The sequence below is a fragment of the Arthrobacter sp. AZCC_0090 genome (assembly GCF_014207375.1).
Taxonomy (GTDB): domain Bacteria; phylum Actinomycetota; class Actinomycetes; order Actinomycetales; family Micrococcaceae; genus Arthrobacter.
On record NZ_JACHEE010000015.1, the window covers coordinates 38,629 to 54,924 of the forward strand.

General features: G+C 62.4%; 14 protein-coding genes and 2 pseudogenes. 4 read left to right on the forward strand and 12 right to left on the reverse strand.

From position 1 onward, the window contains the following. Positions 1-3: 3 nt before the first annotated feature. Positions 4-1,521, forward strand: coding sequence for an amino acid permease (locus HNP00_RS19995; RefSeq protein WP_184741469.1), 1,518 nt, complete (start codon positions 4-6; stop codon positions 1,519-1,521). 187 nt (positions 1,522-1,708) lie between these two features. Beyond that, positions 1,709-2,380, forward strand: a complete 672-nt coding sequence (locus tag HNP00_RS20000; RefSeq protein WP_184741470.1) for a FadR/GntR family transcriptional regulator — start codon at positions 1,709-1,711, stop codon at positions 2,378-2,380. On the opposite strand, the gene HNP00_RS20005 is transcribed toward HNP00_RS20000, so the two are convergent. The 8 genes from HNP00_RS20005 to HNP00_RS20040 all read right to left on the reverse strand — a co-directional run bounded on the left by HNP00_RS20005 (position 2,377) and on the right by HNP00_RS20040 (position 10,899). Then, complete coding sequence (locus tag HNP00_RS20005; protein ID WP_311770627.1) at positions 2,377-3,258, reverse strand: amidohydrolase family protein; 882 nt, start codon at positions 3,256-3,258, stop codon at positions 2,377-2,379. The genes HNP00_RS20000 and HNP00_RS20005 overlap by 4 nt on opposite strands. After that, positions 3,255-4,208, reverse strand: coding sequence for an aldo/keto reductase (locus tag HNP00_RS20010; RefSeq protein WP_184741471.1), 954 nt, complete (start codon positions 4,206-4,208; stop codon positions 3,255-3,257). The genes HNP00_RS20005 and HNP00_RS20010 overlap by 4 nt, the downstream gene beginning before the upstream one ends. Beyond that, positions 4,205-4,519, reverse strand: coding sequence for an L-rhamnose mutarotase (locus tag HNP00_RS20015; RefSeq protein ID WP_184741472.1), 315 nt, complete (start codon positions 4,517-4,519; stop codon positions 4,205-4,207). The genes HNP00_RS20010 and HNP00_RS20015 overlap by 4 nt, the downstream gene beginning before the upstream one ends. A gap of 1 nt (position 4,520) precedes the next feature. Then, positions 4,521-5,804, reverse strand: a complete 1,284-nt coding sequence (locus tag HNP00_RS20020) for an alpha-L-fucosidase (RefSeq protein WP_184741473.1) — start codon at positions 5,802-5,804, stop codon at positions 4,521-4,523. Between the two features lie 99 nt (positions 5,805-5,903). After that, positions 5,904-6,902, reverse strand: a complete 999-nt coding sequence (locus tag HNP00_RS20025) for an ABC transporter substrate-binding protein (RefSeq protein ID WP_184741474.1) — start codon at positions 6,900-6,902, stop codon at positions 5,904-5,906. A gap of 81 nt (positions 6,903-6,983) precedes the next feature. Continuing rightward, positions 6,984-8,021, reverse strand: a complete 1,038-nt coding sequence (locus HNP00_RS20030; protein ID WP_184741475.1) for an ABC transporter permease — start codon at positions 8,019-8,021, stop codon at positions 6,984-6,986. Next, the gene (locus HNP00_RS20035) at positions 8,018-9,550 is read right to left on the reverse strand and encodes a sugar ABC transporter ATP-binding protein (protein WP_184741476.1); all 1,533 of its coding nucleotides are present in this window, start codon (positions 9,548-9,550) and stop codon (positions 8,018-8,020) included. The genes HNP00_RS20030 and HNP00_RS20035 overlap by 4 nt, the downstream gene beginning before the upstream one ends. A 50-nt stretch (positions 9,551-9,600) precedes the next feature. Beyond that, positions 9,601-10,899: an L-fuconate dehydratase gene (locus HNP00_RS20040; protein WP_184741477.1), complete on the reverse strand. Its 1,299-nt coding sequence runs from the start codon at positions 10,897-10,899 to the stop codon at positions 9,601-9,603. Between the two features lie 642 nt (positions 10,900-11,541). Between HNP00_RS20040 and HNP00_RS23700 the strand changes: the two genes are divergently transcribed. Both HNP00_RS23700 and HNP00_RS20050 read left to right on the forward strand, forming a co-directional pair. Further along, on the forward strand, positions 11,542-11,730 hold the full coding sequence (locus HNP00_RS23700; protein ID WP_311770628.1) for a fumarylacetoacetate hydrolase family protein: 189 nt from the start codon (positions 11,542-11,544) through the stop codon (positions 11,728-11,730). A 61-nt stretch (positions 11,731-11,791) separates the two neighbouring features. Continuing rightward, positions 11,792-12,125, forward strand: a pseudogene (locus HNP00_RS20050) (SDR family oxidoreductase); the annotation flags it as partial. A gap of 51 nt (positions 12,126-12,176) precedes the next feature. Here HNP00_RS20050 and HNP00_RS20055 read toward each other — a convergent pair. The 4 genes and pseudogenes from HNP00_RS20055 to HNP00_RS20070 all read right to left on the reverse strand — a co-directional run bounded on the left by HNP00_RS20055 (position 12,177) and on the right by HNP00_RS20070 (position 16,274). Then, on the reverse strand, positions 12,177-12,848 hold the full coding sequence (locus tag HNP00_RS20055; protein WP_184741478.1) for a FadR/GntR family transcriptional regulator: 672 nt from the start codon (positions 12,846-12,848) through the stop codon (positions 12,177-12,179). A 102-nt stretch (positions 12,849-12,950) separates the two neighbouring features. Then, positions 12,951-13,172 (reverse strand): annotated as a pseudogene (locus HNP00_RS20060) (sugar phosphate isomerase/epimerase); the annotation flags it as partial. A gap of 45 nt (positions 13,173-13,217) precedes the next feature. After that, positions 13,218-15,587 (reverse strand): glycosyl hydrolase family 95 catalytic domain-containing protein, encoded by a 2,370-nt coding sequence (locus HNP00_RS20065; RefSeq protein ID WP_184741479.1) that lies wholly within the window; start codon positions 15,585-15,587, stop codon positions 13,218-13,220. A 444-nt stretch (positions 15,588-16,031) separates the two neighbouring features. Beyond that, positions 16,032-16,274, reverse strand: a complete 243-nt coding sequence (locus HNP00_RS20070; RefSeq protein WP_221451678.1) for a hypothetical protein — start codon at positions 16,272-16,274, stop codon at positions 16,032-16,034. Positions 16,275-16,296 lie beyond the last annotated feature (22 nt).

Below are 16,296 nucleotides of genomic sequence, written 5' to 3' on the forward strand. Positions count from 1 at the left end.
CCCATGACCAATGCACCCATCACGGACCACACTGTCCCGCCACAGGCGCACGCCACTGAAAAGCTCCTTCACGCCGAGGACAAGGGCTATCACAAGAGCCTGAAGCCGCGTCAGATCCAGATGATCGCGATCGGCGGCGCCATCGGCACCGGCCTGTTCCTGGGTGCCGGCGGCCGACTCAACGCCGCGGGCCCCTCACTCGTCATCGCGTACGCGGTCTGCGGCTTCTTCGCCTTCCTGATCCTGCGCGCCCTTGGCGAACTCGTGCTGCACCGCCCGTCGTCGGGCTCCTTCGTCTCCTACGCCCGCGAGTTCTTCGGCGAGAAGGCCGCGTTTGTCTCAGGCTGGTTCTACTGGATCAACTGGGCCACCACCACCATCGTGGACATCACCGCTGCGGCCCTCTACATGAACTTCTTCGGCAAATACGTGCCGTGGATGGGCGTTGTTCCGCAGTGGGCCTGGGCCCTGATCGCCTTGGTGGTCGTCCTGAGCCTGAACCTCGTTTCCGTCAAGGTGTTCGGTGAAATGGAGTTCTACTTCGCGCTCATCAAGGTGGCCGCGCTGGTGGTGTTCCTCGTGGTTGGCACCTTCTTCGTCATCTTCGGCACCCCGGTACCGGGCCAGGAAGTCGGATTCAGCCTCCTCACGGACCACGGCGGCATCTTCCCCAACGGCATCCTGCCCATGATCATCCTCATGCAGGGTGTGCTGTTCGCGTACGCTTCGATCGAGCTAGTGGGCACCGCAGCTGGCGAAACCGAGAACCCCGAGAAGATCATGCCCAAGGCCATCAACTCCGTGGTCTTCCGCATCGCGGTCTTCTATGTCGGCTCCGTCATCCTGCTGGCCCTGCTGCTGCCGTACACCTCCTATGTCAAGGGTGTCAGCCCGTTCGTGACGTTCTTCGGCCATATCGGCATCCAGGGCGTGGACGTGATCATGAACCTCGTGGTCCTCACGGCGGCCCTGTCGTCCCTGAACGCCGGGCTGTACTCCACCGGCCGCATTCTCCGCTCCATGTCCGTGGCCGGTTCTGCTCCGAAGTTCGCCCAGCGCATGAACAAGGCCGGTGTCCCCTACGGGGGCATCGCCATCACCGCCGGTGTCTCTTTGCTTGGCGTGCCGCTGAACTACCTGGTCCCGGCCGATGCGTTCGAGATCGTCCTCAATGTCGCTTCCGTTGGCATCATCGTTACCTGGGCCACGATCGTCCTGTGCCAGATGCAGCTCAAGCGCTGGGCGGACAAGGGCTGGCTGAAGCGCCCGTCCTTCCGGATGTTCGGCGCTCCATACACCGGGTACCTCTCGCTGCTGTTCCTGGTGGGCGTGTTGGTGATGGTGTTTATCGACTCCCCGCTCACCATGTTGGTCACGGCAATTGCCTGCGCTCTCATGGTGGTCGGTTGGTACCTGTGCCGCAAGCAAATCCACGAGCTCGCCGCAGCCCGCGACGGGTTCACCGGCAGCTCACCCGTGATCGCCAACCTGCCGGTTGCCGGTTCCGAGGACAGGATCTAACCCTTTCAGTACTGAGTGCCCGACGGCGGCACCCGCGGTTACGTTCGCGCGGAACCGCAGGTGCCGCCGTCGTGCGTTGGGTGCCCCAACTGACTCGCATTTGTTGTCGTTTTGGGCCCTCAAAACGACAACAAATGCGAGCTAGTTGGGTGCCAGACATCCGATCATTCGCCGTTAGGATGTAGCCATGGCTGTCACAGATGAAGCGATCGGCAAGATCAAGGACATGCTGATCCGCGGCGAGCTCAAGGCCGGGGACCGCCTCCCGCCGGAGAAGGAACTGAGCGAGCGGCTCGGCCTCTCCCGAAGTTCACTGCGCGAAGCCGTCAAGGCCCTCGAACTCATCCGGGTCTTGGACGTGCGGCGTGGCGACGGCACCTACGTCACCAGCCTTGACGCCAAGTTGCTCAACGAGGCCGTGGCGTTCGTGGTCGATCTCCATCAAGACCGTTCCATCCTGGAGCTCTTTGAGGTCCGACGAATCCTGGAGCCCGCCACCGCCTTCATCGCCACGGGCAAGATCACTCCCACGGCCCTCACGGCCCTGCGGGGCACCATGGACGGAATCGACGAGAACACCGACGTGGAAGAACTCGTGGCCCACGACCTCGAATTCCACGGCATCATCACCCAGGCGGCCGGAAACGACTACCTCGCGGGTCTTCTTGAGGCTCTCTCCAGCAGTACCGTCCGGGCCCGCATTTGGCGCGGCCTGACCCAGGAAAAGGCCGTGGCGCACACCCTCGCCGAGCACAAGGCCATCGCGGACGCCTTGGAACGCGGCGACGCCGAGCTGGTCCGGGCACTCGTCACCGTCCACATCAGCGGCGTCGAGAGCTGGCTGCGTCAGGCGCTCTAACTTCGCTTCTGAAGCCCGTACGTCCGTACCGCCGTTCCCTCGAGGAACTCCTGCCGCTCCCCCTTCGTGAGGCCGGCGGCGAGTTCGAGAAGCACCTCCATTGTGCGTCCGTACGGCGCGCCTAGGGTGCAGACGGGCCAATCTCCGCCGATCATGAGCCGTTCCGGGCCGAAAGCGTCCAGGGCTTCATCCCACAGGGGACGCAAGGCCTCGGCCGTAAAGGGAATCCCGGGCAAGTGCAGGCCGGACACCTTCGCCACCGTGTTGGGGGGCTCGGCCAAGGCCCGGAAGTCCGCACGCCACAAATCCATGGCTGCAGCATCGGCCAATGGAGGCTTCCCGAGATGGTCCAGCACAACTGTCAGCTCAGGCAGATCTCGGGCCACCTGGACCGTCCGCCCGAGGTGCCTCGGAAAGGCATCAGGGACGTCGACCACCAATCCGTGGGCGGCAACCATGCGCAGCGAATCGCGGACTGCGGGCAACTCCAGGAAGTCGTCCCGCGGATCGTCGTGGACCAAGTGCCGGATGCCCCGGAAAGCGGGATTCCGAAGGAACCGTTGCAACTCCTGCTCCGCTTCGGCGGGCTTTTCGAGGGAAATCCAGCCGACGACGCCGAGTACCCAGGAGTTGCGGTCCGCGACGGCGAGCATGGACTCGGTATCCGCAACAGTGTCGTCAGCTTGGACGAGAACCGCTCCAACGACGCCTGCGGCATCCAGGGTGTCCCATGCCTCGCTCTCGTCGTGGGTGCGGAAAAGGGCGCCGTGTTGCGGGCCAAGCCACGCGTAGGGACGCGGGCCGCTCGCGGGGCCGGGTCCGGCGTCGCTCTCCGGACCCGGCCCAAGCTCCCACAAGTGCAGGTGGGAATCAATCACACGGTCACACCCGCCAAAGCCGCCCACAGCTCCTCCGGCACGTCCTCATTCATCCGCGCGGCATTGGCGGCGATCTGCTCCGGAGCGCTGGCCCCCACCGTCACGTTCACCACGGCGGGATGTCGCAGGCTGAACTGGAGCGCCGCCGTCGGGAGCTCCACCCCGAAGTCCCGGCACACGCCGGCGAGCGCCCGTGCGCGCTCCACGAGCGCGCGCGGGGCACGCGCATAGTTGTAGTGCGCGTCCTCGGGGACCTCGGGCCGCGCCAGCAGGCCGGAGTTGAACACGCCCACGTTCACCACGCCGGTGCCACGCTCAACACAGCGGTCCAGGAGCGGAACGCTGGGCTGCTCAAGCAAGGTGTACCGACCGGCGAGCATCACGAGGTCCAGGTCCGCGGCGTCGACGCATTCGAGAGCGGCCTCCGCCGAGTTGGAGCCGACGCCGATGGCTTTCACCACGCCTTCCGCACGCAGCTTTTCCAGGGCAGGCAGCGCTTCGCCGATTCCCTTGGCGAGGTCGTGGAAGTCTGGATCGTGCAGGTAGGCGACGTCCACGTGGTCCAGGCCGAGGCGTTCGAGCGATTCCTCGATGCTCCGGCGGATACCGGCCTCGGAGAAGTCCCACTGGCGCTTGATCGTAGCCGGGACGTCGAAGCCTTCGTCGTCCTTCGCGTCGGCTCCCGCGGTGTTCGGCACCAGCAGCCGGCCCACCTTGGTGGACACAGTGAACTCGCTGCGGTGCTTCTTACTGAGTACGGCGCCGAGCCTGCGCTCGGACAGCCCCAGGCCGTAGTGCGGGGCGGTGTCGAAATAGCGGACCCCAGCATCCCAGGCCGCGTTGACAGTGGCGTCAGCTTGGGCGTCCGACATGGCACGGTAGAGGTTGCCGATGCCGGCCGCTCCGAAGCCGAGCTTGCCCAGCCGGCCAGTCCACTGCGTCCCGCTCATGCCAGCTCCCACACCAACTGGATGCCCGAGTCATTGCCCGAATAGTCATCCTGGACTTCCAGAAGTTCGGCCATGCGGGTTTGCCAGGGGACGTTTGCCGGGTGGTCCGCGAGCGCCCGGCGCATAGCCTGATAGTCCTCTACTTCGACCATGTGGAAGAGGTCCTGGCCACTGCGCCAGATCCGCCAATTGCCCACGCCGGCCTCTTTCAGGGCGGCGACGAGCTCGGCGGGGATTCCCGCATGGGCATCCGCATAGTCCTGCTCGGTGCCCGGCTTGAGCCGGGTGTGCAGGGCAATGGTTTCCGGCACGCTACACCCCGGGCTTCAGGAAGAGTTCGACGACGGGCACCGCCACGTCCGGTCGCTGGACGGGCAGCTTCAGTGTCAGCGTACCCGCCGGTTGTCCCCCAGGGGTGGTGTTGATTGCTTCCCGGTCCGGTGCGATCTCCAGCATCGCCACTTCGGAGGCGTCGTTGAGCAGCTGGGCATATTCGACCTTGCCGGCGAGTTCGGGGAGGTGGACGTATTCGAACGGCCACGCAAACAAGTGCACGTAGAGCCGGTCGCCACAGCGCGTGTACCGGGCATCCGCGGGCGGGGTCCAGGCCGCGGGTCGGGCACCGTAGATGGCGCGGGAGTGCAGCTTCATCCAGTCGCCGATGCCGCGGAGGGACTCCACCGCCCTCGGATCGAAATTCCCGCGGCCTGTGGGGCCGACGTTCAGGAGCAGGTTGCCGTCCTTGGACACCCCGTCGACGAGCATTCGGACGAGCAAGTCCACGGACTTGTAGTCCAGGTTGTCCCGGTCATAGCCCCAACTGCCGTTCAGCGTCTGGCATGCCTCCCAAGGTACCTCGACGCCGTCCACCACCATCGGCCCGGAAGGCTGGTACTGCTCGGGCGTGGCGAAGTCGCCGGGAATGTCCAGGCGGTCGTTGACGATGATGCCCGGCTGCAGTTCCCGGACCATCTTCAAGAGTTCCACGGAGCCCCACGCCTCACGGCCCTTGCCGCCCCAGATCTCCTTGTGGTCCTCGCTGGTGTAGGAGAAGTCGAAGAAGAGGTAGTCGATCTGGCCGTAGTTGCTCAGCAGTTCGCGTACTTGGCCGTGCAAGTATTCGCGGTAGCGGGCCATGTCGCGGCCTTCGTTGAGCTTTGCGGCCTCGGGGTTGTCGCGTTCGGGGTGGAACCCGTCGATGGTGAAATCGGGGTGGTGCCAGTCAATGAGGGAGTGATAGAACCCCACCTTCAGGCCAAATTCGCGCAACGCCTCGACATACTGGGCCACCAAGTCCTGGCCGGACGGCGTTTTGGTGGACTTGTAGTCGGTCAGTGCGGAGTCCCACAGGCAAAAGCCTTCGTGGTGCTTGGTGGTCAGCACCACGTACTTCATGCCGGCGTCCTTCGCCGCACGGGCCCATTCCCGCGGATCGTAGAGATCCGGGTTGAAGTGCTGGAAATACTTCTCATATTCCTCGGCAGGAATGCGTTCGCGGTTCTTGACCCACTCGTGCCGGGCCGGCAGGGCGTACAGGCCCCAGTGGACAAACATGCCGAACCGGGACTCCGTAAACCAAGGTGCTTGGGCGATCAAGGTGTTTGCTCCTAGTGGTGTGCCCACGTGGGGTCTTCTGGGTGGCTGTAGCCGGCACGACTTGGAAGGAGTGTAATCCCACCAAATCTGTGCGTGTCCCTATTGGTACAGGTTCGGCTTGATCTGCTCGGAGTCGATGTTCTTGGCGTCGTACCAGTAGAAGCCGGTGTTGATGACCTTTTTCACAGGCTGTTTGTTGATGGCGGCGACGGCGGCCTTGACGGTTTCGTAACCAATGCCCACCGGGTTCTGGGTGATGGCGCCGGCCATCACCCCGCCGCGGATCGCGTCTAGTTGTGCCTTGCCGGAGTCGAAGCCCACGATGGCCAGCTTGTCCTTGAGACCGAGTTCATTGACAGCATTAACGACGCCGATTGCGGAACCTTCGTTGGTGCCGTACATGCCCTTGAGCTCAGGGTGTGCCGCGATGATGGCCTTGGCCGCATCGGTGGACTTAAGTTGGTCGCCGCCGGCGTACTGGATGTCGACGATCTTGATCTTCGGGGCGTTTGCCGCGATCCAGTCCTTGAAGCCGTCGCGGCGGTCAACACCGGATTTAGAAGTCTGATCGTGGCAAATGATGGCGATGCTGCCCTCATTTCCGATCAGGCCGGCCAAGTGCTTGGCAGCCTCTCCGGCTGCAGCCTTGTTGTCCGTGGATGCGGTGCCCACCGGGATATCGCTGTCCACGCCCGAGTCGAACGCGATGATCGGAATATTCTTGCTCTTGGCCTGTTCGAGCAGCGGGGTGGCCGCCTTGGAGTCAAGCGCCGCGAAACCGATGGCTGCCGGGTTCTTGCCGAGCGCCGTGGTTAGCATTTGGATCTGCTGGTCCACATCAGCCTCGGTGTTGGGGCCCTCGAACGTGATGGTGACGTTGAACTCTGCTGCGGCTTTCTCGGCACCCTGTTTCACTGCCTGCCAGAACTGGTGCTGGAAGCCTTTGGAGACGATCGCGATGTACGGCTTGGCGCCGGGCGCGGTCGCGGCGGCACCCGGAGCCGCGGCTGGGGTATCGCAGCCGGCGATTGCCACGGCCCCGAGGGCGACGCCAGTCAGGGTGAGAAAAGAGCGGCGGTTGTAGATGGACTTGCTCATGCTTGGAAACTCCCTTGTTTTCTAAGACGTAAGGCTCGGTCCTGTGCAGATGCGACAGGCATGAAGAAGCGTGGCTGACGGTTACTGGGCGGTCTCCTTCCTCCGCAGCATGTCCAGGTAGACAGCCACCAGGATCACGACGCCTATTGCTACGTTTTGCCACTCCTGCGGCACCGAGATGATGCGCAGGCCGTTAGTCAGCACGGACATGATCAGGGCCCCGATCACGGTTCCTACAATGGAGCCTTTGCCTCCGGCCAATGATGTTCCACCGATCACGACGGCGGCAATCGCCTGCAGCTCGTAGCCGAGACCCTGCCCAGGCTGGGCCGAGTTCAAACGGGCGGCGATGATCACGCCGGCGAGGCCCGTGAAGGCGCCAGCCACTGTGTAAATCCAGAGCTTCCACGACCGGACGTTGATTCCGGAGAGCGCGGTGGCTTCTTCGTTGGAGCCGATGGAGAAGGTGTATCGGCCAATGAGGGTTTTGCTCATCACGATGCCGGCCAGTATTGCCGCGGCGAAGAAGATGAACACCGCGTTCGGCACCACTAATCCGACAATCGGCTTGCCGAGCGCCAGGTTGCTGAAGCCCGGGGTGGAGGTGAAGTAGATCGGCTTGGTACCGGAGACCACCAGGGCCATGCCCTGCGCCACGAGCATCATTGCCAGCGTGGCAATGAACGGCGGGATTCTCAGGAAGGAGATGAAGAAGCCGTTGATTGCACCGATCACGGTACCCATCAGGATGCCGCCCACCACGCCCATCCACAAGGGCAGGCCTAGATAGCTCAACACCACCCCGGTCATGACCGAACAAAGGCTCATTCCAGTACCTACTGAGAGATCGATGCCGCCAGTGATGATCACGAACGTCGCGCCGAGGGCAAGCAACCCGATCACCACCGTAGAGAGTAGGATGTCCGAGAGGTTCGTGGGCAGTAAGAACCTGGAGTTCATGATGCCGAAGAAGATCACGAGGACAATCAACGAACCGAAGGCCAGCAACTGTTGCAAGGACGAACGCAGGCGCACGGAGATGTTTCCCTTGCGGGCCGTGGTTTCCGATGTGGGTTCCAGCCCCGGTTTGTGCGGTGCCGGGGAGTCTACGAGGCTCATGCTGTCACTGCTCCTGGTATAGCGGAGATACGCCGGGTGGCCAGCTCCATGATGTTTTCCTGGGTGGCTTCCGCATTGTTGAGGAAACCTGTGATCCGGCCTTCGCTCATGACAGCGATCCGGTGGGACATTCGCAGCACCTCGGGCAGTTCCGAGGAGATCATGATGATCGCCTTCCCGCCTGCCGCCAGTTCGTCAAGGAGCTTGTAAATCTCCTCCTTGGCACCGACATCGATCCCGCGCGTGGGTTCATCGAAGATCAGGATGTCGCAATCCTTTACAAGCCACTTCGCGATCACGATCTTCTGCTGATTGCCGCCGGAGAGGTTGCGGGCCAGTTGGTGGACGGAGGGAGTCTTAATCCGCAGCTTCTTGCTGAATTCCTCAGCGGTCCGGCGCAACGCACCCTCCTTGATGAAACCGCCCGCTGAGTTTTCGGTCAGCGAGGAGAGCATGATGTTCTCCTTCACGTCACGCTCCAGCATGAGACCGAGATGCTTGCGGTCCTCGGACAGATAACCGATTCCCAGCTTTGCCGCGACTGCCGGATTGGGGATGTCGACATCCGCTCCGCGGACCCGCAGATTGCCGAAAGTGGCGCGGTCCGCACCAACCAATGCCCGGGCCACTTCGGTCCGGCCAGCTCCCATGAGCCCGGCGAAACCGAGGATCTCGCCGCGGTGCAGATCGAACCCGACGTCCCTCAGCAGCGCCTTGGTGGCAAGCCCTTCAACCGAAAGCACGACGTCGGTACGCGCCCCGGCGGTAGCCGCCGTCGGGCGCTGTTCTCCCGAAACCTCCCGCCCCACCATCAGGGAGATGACCTCCTTCATGGAGGTTTCTGCGGTGCCGACGGTGTCCACATATTCGCCGTCGCGGATCACGGTAATGCGCTGGGAGATCAGCTTGAGCTCGTCCATCCGGTGCGAGATGTAGATGACGCCAGTCTCCAGCGAGATGAATCCTCGGATCAGATCGTGCAGGGTGGCCACTTCAGCGTCATTGAGCGCTGCCGTGGGTTCGTCCATGATGATCACCTTGGAGTCATGACTCAGTGCCTTTGCGATCTCCACCATCTGCTGCTTGGCCACAGTCAGCCGACCCACGCTTTCGCGCGGGTTCAGCTGCAACCTCATGCGATCGAACAGATCCTGGGCTTTGCGGTTCAGGGCGTGCTCGCTGAGTAGGCCGAAACGCCGCGGCTCGCGGCCTATGAAGATGTTTTGCGCCACCGTGAGGTCCGGCATCAGATTGAATTCCTGATGGATGATGCTGATGCCGAGTTCCTGAGCATGTTTGGGACCGTTCGACACGAAGGGCTTGCCGTCCAGGTCGAAGCTTCCGTGGTCCGGGACGTAGAGCCCGGAAAGGAGTTTCATGAGCGTCGACTTTCCGGCGCCGTTCTCACCTACCAGGGCGAGGACCTCACCCCGGCGCAATTCCAGATGCATATTGTGCAGGGCCCGGACACCAGGGAAGCTCTTGGTGACGCCTCGGACGGCTAGCAGCGGTGGCACTTGCTGGGTCATGCCATCACCTCCTTGTGATTAAGCGTGTATGTGCGCGTCTTGCAGGACCTTTAGCCGGCCCACTTCGGGCCGTCGGGAAAGCTGTAGTCGGCCAGCGTGCCGCGGGCCATTTCGCCGCCGGCCCCGGGTGCGGACGGAGGCCAGTAGCAACCATCGTGGACATCGACCGGGGTGACGAAGTGCTCGTGCAGGTGGTCGACGAACTCAATCATCCGACCATTCTTGTCGCCGGAAACTGCCACGAAGTCGAACATCGAAAAGTGCTGGACGGCCTCGCACAGACCAACCCCGCCGGCGTGCGGGCAGACGCGGACGCCGAACTTCGCCGCAAGGAGGAGGATGGCGATGTTCTCGTTCACTCCCGCCACCCTGGCCGCGTCCAGTTGCAGGACCTGCAGCGATCCGGCCTGCAGCATCTGTTTGAACATCACCCGGTTCTGGACATGCTCACCCGTGGCCACGGGAATCGGAGCCACGCCCCTGGCAATCGCCGCATGGCCCAGCACGTCGTCAGGGCTGGTCGGTTCCTCGATCCACGCGATGTCATAGGGCGCCAGGTGCGTCATCCATTCAATGGCTTCCTGGACGTCCCAGCGTTGGTTCGCGTCCACCGCGATCTTGATATCCGGCCCCACGGCATCGCGGGCCGTGCGGACGCGCCTGATGTCGTCTTCCAGCGAGGCCCCCACCTTGAGCTTGATCTGCCCGAAACCGTCCGCAACGGCTTCCTTGGCCAGACGCACAAGCTTGTCATCGCTGTAACCCAACCAGCCCGGCGTCGTGGTGTAAGCGGGGTATCCCTCCGCGAGAAGCGCTGCCCTGCGGGCGGCGCGCCCCGGCTCCGCCGCCCGCAATATTCCCAGCGCGTCCTCAGGAGTGAGCGCATCTCTGAGATACCGGAAGTCCACGAGCGCCACGATCTCCTCCGAACTCATCCGGGAAAGGAGTTCCCAGAGCGGCAACCCTGCCCGCTTGGCCTTGAGGTCCCAGAGGGCGTTGACGACCGCGCCGATCGCCATGTGCATCACGCCCTTTTCGGGGCCGAGCCAGCGGAGTTGGGAATCGTGGGCGAGGAGCTTCCAGGTGCTGCCCATGTCGTCGAGCAGTTCCTCGACGTTGCGGCCGAGGATGTGGTGGCGGAGTGCTTCGATCGCTGCGGTCTCCACCTCGTTGCCGCGCCCGATGGTGAAGACGAAACCGTGGCCCTCATGACCGTCACCGGCATCGGTCCTGATCACCAGATATGCCGCCGAATAGTCCGGATCCGGATTCATGGCATCCGATCCATCCAATTCCCGAGAGGTGGGAAAGCGGATATCGAAGGTGTCCACAGCGGTGATGACGCTCATTGTGCTCCTTGCTTGGTCGCCCCGGGGGCGCTTCGTTTGTCCACCCGGGGGCGCTTCGTTTGTCCACCCGGCCACGATCCTCTGTAACTGGTCAGGAAACTCAATCGAGAATAAACATCCGATGTCTGGCTTGTCAACGGGTGAATTTTTCATACTATTGGAGAAAGCAACAGCGCAGAGCTCGGATGACTGAGCGAGCACGAAGGAGGAACTGTGGATCTTTGATTTGCAAGGGTAGGCCGCGTAGGCGACGAGCAGCCCGCCGTTCTGGCCCAGGGCGAAGACGGGGTTGAGCGATGGTTCAGCCTTGAGAATCTGACCCCCGGAAATTGATCGGGAATTCCTGGCAGGCGACGGCATCGGCCGCACCCGTACAGCCTGCATCGTCATCGGCTGAAGCGTCCTACCTTTCCACGAAGGCCGAGGCTGTGGAATGCATAGCCGGTACGTGGCCGCCGACGATGTCTCCGAACGCGACTAGCAGTTGCCTGAAGCGGCGGGCCAGTGGACCAAAGGCAAATCTCTGGCGGCCTCCACCCCTTTGGGACCCTGGTTGGTTCCGGCCGACCAGCTTGACGCCGGCCACCCCCGTTGCGCACCTGGGTCAACGGAAATATCCGGCAGTCCTCCAGCACAAAAGATATGATTTTCGATTCCGCGACCGTTCTTCATCATGTGAGCCAATACATGATTCTGGAGCCAGGGGACGTGCTCCTTTCCGGTACCCCGGAAGGCGTTGCCCTGTCCGGCCGGTTTCCGTACCTTAAGCCCGGGGACGTCGTCGAGCTGGAAATCGACCCGCTGGGTCAGCAACGTCAAGTGTTTTTATAGGGCGCGGAAACGTGTAACGGCGCCTGCCTCTGTAGCTGGCGGGATCTCCCGATGAGCGCAGCCCCAGCGCGCCCTCTACTCCGCGTCGAAGGGACCGGTGCTGTCCCTCACCCTGGCCATGGCCGCCGGCCACATCCGTGAAGGCATCCGCGTGACCTGTGTCAATCCCGGCACCGTAGACACCCTGGGTGCGCCGCCTGTTCGACTCCTCAACCGGTCCCGCCTCTGAACGCGCTGTCCTCAACGCTCGCCAGCCACACGGCCGGCTTTTCGACGGGTCAGAAGTAGCCGCAGCTGTTGCATGCCTCGCCAGCCCGCTGGCAGGCTCCACATCAGGTACTGTTTTGGCTGTCGACGGCGGCATGCAGGGGTTGCGGCTGAGGACGGGCACCTAGCAGGCGCCGCCGCCCCCGCAAAAGGTGTCCGCGGTGCCGCCAGTATCGCGGCTAAATTGCCTGCCGAAGCCACGACTCCACGCCACTGATATGCACAGTAACGAGTGACCGGACAAGCTCGGCGTCGCGGCGCTCCAGGGCGTCCGCGATTGCTCTATGCTCGGCCAGAGTGTGTGTAACTGCCTTGTCCTGCGTCAGCCCCCGCCAGATGCGTGCACGGACCGTGCTGCTGGATAACGCCCCCAGCAAGCTACTGAGGTAGTCGTTGCCTGCGGCCTCGGTGATGATGCGGTGAAACTCCAAATCGTGGGCAACGAGTTCTTCGACGTCGGTACCCTCGTCGATCCTATCCATGGTGGCGCGTAGAGCCTGGAGCCTTTCCGTTGTGATCTTGCTGGCGGCGATGAAGGCACTAGCGGGCTCCAGTATTCGCCGAACCTCGAAGAGCTCCAGTATCGACCTGTCCTGGTGCAGGTCGACGACGAACGCGACAGCTTCATTGAGCAGCTTCGCATCAAGGCTTGTTACATAGGTTCCGTCGCCCCTGCGTACATCCAGCACGCGGATGAGTTCCAGAGCCTTGACCGCCTCACGGAGTGAACTGCGCGAGAGGCCAAGATGCTCGCTCAATTCTTTTTCCGGCGGCAGGCGATCCCCGGGCTTTATCTCTCCACGGATCAGCATGTCCTTGATCTTGCTGATAGCTTCATCTGTAACAGCCATGACTAGATCATATCCGCGAATCATCCGATGTTTAGATCAAGAATCGAGCGCGTCATCCGCGTCCCGACCGATTCGGCTGAATCGGGGGAATATTTCGATTGTTCGGACTGTCCTGGCCCCGGTGGTGGCCGCGTACATGCGTTCGACGTCGTCGTTATCGCACCATGCATAGCCGCCGATCCCGGAGAACTCAAAGCCGGCTTCGCGGGTTATGGCGGCAATCCTTTCCAGGTTGTCTTCGAGTCCGGTCATCGAGACGGTGGCCTTGCCGGCCCAGAAACCGGGCTCCGGCGCCTCCGCCTGATCCGTGATCCTCCGTTCGATGCCGTCCCATCCCTGCGCGCGGGCCGTGACGTAGGAACCGGACCGTTACCAGAGAGACAGGGATCGAGGCCGGCCAGCCCTCAAGTCAACAGGCTCTGGGCGCCCTTTGAGACGGACTATCACCTGCTGGTTCCTGTCACTTATGAGCTCTGCCGCGGTCAATGATCCGTCCCGCCAGGTGAGGGATACTTCAATGCCAGTGCGGGCGCGCAGCCCTTTGACGCTGCCGGTGCGGAGCTCTTTGGGTAACGCAGGCAACAGGACGATTTCTTCGCCGTGGCTCTGAATGAAGCACTCGGAGAGGGCGGCGACAAAACCCAAGTTGCCGTCGATCTGAAAGGGCGGATGGGCGGAAAACAGATTTGCGTACAGACCAGCGCTTTGTCCTCCCCTGTCGGTCTTCATGTCGCGGAAGAACAGTCTGAGAAGGTCGCTGACCTTCCCTGCCTGCCCGAGCCTGGCCCTGAGTGCCAGCTTCCATACCAACGACCAACCGGTCGATTCGTCACCCCGTGCGTCCAGACTGGCCGAGGCTGCCGTACGCAACACTTCGTCGCTCGGCAGATCCCCGGGGTACAGGAAGTAGAGGTGGGAGAGGTGGCGGTGTTCTGGTTCCCATTCGGGGTCATCCGCAAGCCACTCCCGTATCCGGCCACCCCGCCCGACACTGGGCATGGGCAGCTTGGGAAGCGCCGTGACAGCCTCGCGGACCACGGGATCATCCTCCATGCGCAGGAGTCGGGCTAAGGCCACCAGATGAGTAAAGACCTCCCTGACCAAGCTCAGGTCCAAGGTGGACGACACCCCCAGGTCGACCGGTCGGCCCTGATGTTCAAAAGCATTTTCCGGTGATGTGGAGGGGCAGGTCCCCACCGAACCGTCCGCGTTCTCCACCGTCAGGTCCAGAGCGAAGCGTGCGGCGCCACGTAGCGCAGGCCAGGCCTGCTTCCGGCCAAAGTCCTCGGTCGCTCCAAAGCGCACATGGTCCCAGAGGTGGTTGGCGAGCCAGAGGCCTCCCACGGGCCAGAAGGACCAAGTAGGGCGAAACCTGCCGTGTCCGACGGGCAGGCTGTAAGCCCAGATATCGGAGTTGTGGTGCATAACCCAGCCTCTGGCACCGTAAAGGCGCGATGCTGTTCTGCCGCCGGTGATCTGTGCGGCCTGAATGAAGTCAAAAAGAGGCTGGGCGCATTCCGCGAGGTTCGCCGTTTCCGCGGCCCAGTAGTTCATCTGAAGGTTGATGTTGGTGGTGTAATTCGAGTTCCAGGGTGCCGGGAGCTGGTCATTCCAAATTCCTTGGAGGTTTGCCGGAACGCCCCCCGGGCGGGAGCTTGACATCAGCAGGTATCGACCGTAGTTGAACATTAGGGCCGCTAGCCCGGGATCCGCAGCCAAAGGGCCGCCTGTGTGAGCATTCGCGGACGCCAGCCGGGCGTCGGTTGCCTGGAGCTGCGCTTCATCGCTTCCGTCGATACACATCTGGGATTTCTGGTAAAGCGCTCCGTGAGAAGCCAAGTGCGCCTTCTCAAGAGCTGCCGAGCCCTGCTCTACTGCCGTGGTTAAGCGCTCGTCGAGGTGCTGGATGCAATCTTCCGCTGTTCCCTGAGGGTTCTCGCCCAACTTTGTGAAGGTGGTCTTGGTACCGATGTACAGTGTGGCCGCATGTACTCCGGAGGCTTGAAGCCTTACATCCGGTGACGTATGGCCACCCTGCAATTCGATGCCGTCGTGCTCCCACTTAACGACGAGAGCACCCTTGAGTGACAACGCGTCGTCCTCGTCGTAGGTGATCTGGGAGAGCCCATCCTGCACGAACACATCCGTGGGCATCTTCAGTCGAAGTCCGCGCATGCCCTCAACTGAATTGCGGCCGAGTATCTGCAATCGGGTCTCTAAGGAGACACAAAGATCGAGACCTTCCGGCAACGAAGTTTCGACCCGGACAACCATGACATCCGGGTCATGGCTTATGAAGGACCTGACCTGCACCCTTGAGCCGCTGGCCTCGAATTCGGTCGTATGAACGCCCGCGGCAAGGTCAAGGTGACGCGAATAATTGCTGATTCTGTCCGTCAGTTCCTGACGTATCAAGTTCAGGTAAACATCGCCGAATGGAAGGTACGACTGGCTGTGGCGATGCTGGAGCGCTTGGACCTTCTGCGTCGCTTGCCCAAATTCCCCGGCGGCGACCATTTCTCTCGCGCTCGCAAGGAGTTCGGCTGCAGATTCAGGTTCGATTTGGGGCGCCATGTGCTCGCTTGCGGGGGAACCGGACCATGCACTCGCGTCGTTGACCTGTATGCGTTCCCGGGCGATTCCACCGAAGATCATGGCACCGGTGAGACCGTTGCCGAGCGGGAGTGCCTCCAGCCAACCTGCGGCCGGGCGGTCGTATCTCAGAGTATTTTCCTGCAAGTGAGAGTCATTTCTGCTGTGGGCCGGAGATGCGCAGAACGATTCTGGCGAAAGACCTCGAATGAGCCTCGAGAGCTCGCCGGGCGGTATGACCACCATTTCTACGCAATGGTGGGAATAGGATTCAACGTGTATTCCGTCGAGCCCTCCCACGGGTTTTATGACTGACGTTTTTCATGTGTGCCGAAGATCCGCAGCTGCTCAATGAAACAGGGGCCTGCCGGCAGCTGCCTCCTGGTAGTCGGGCTTGACGCCCGGTTGTGCCAAAGTCCCCGCGACCGACAAGGACGGGAATGGGCTGTCCGAGACGAAGACGTAGTACTTGCTGAGCCGTGCGGTGCAGCAATCGTTGCGGTTGCACACGGCGATGTCGCTGATGTCACGGGTGCTACCGACCAGAATTTACCTTTGCCAAACGTCATGTGAGTCTCCAGGGGTTCGTCGTTACCGTGAGTCCGTTCGAGCTGCCGAGCAGCCGGTCTGCCCAGGTGGGCGAGGGCCCGGGAAGACCCGGACGGTCTCTCCCCAGCTCTGCAGGAGCATGTCGTGCATCACTTGTGCGCCCGACAGCGGGGTCTCGAGCACGGGCCCGGACTCGCGGTACATGGTGTTTGGCTGGATGTAGCGGTCCAGCAGGGTGTTCAGATATCCCAGCGCGTCCTCGCCCTTGCCCATCGACGCGCTCATGGAAGCGGCTCCAGTGAACGTG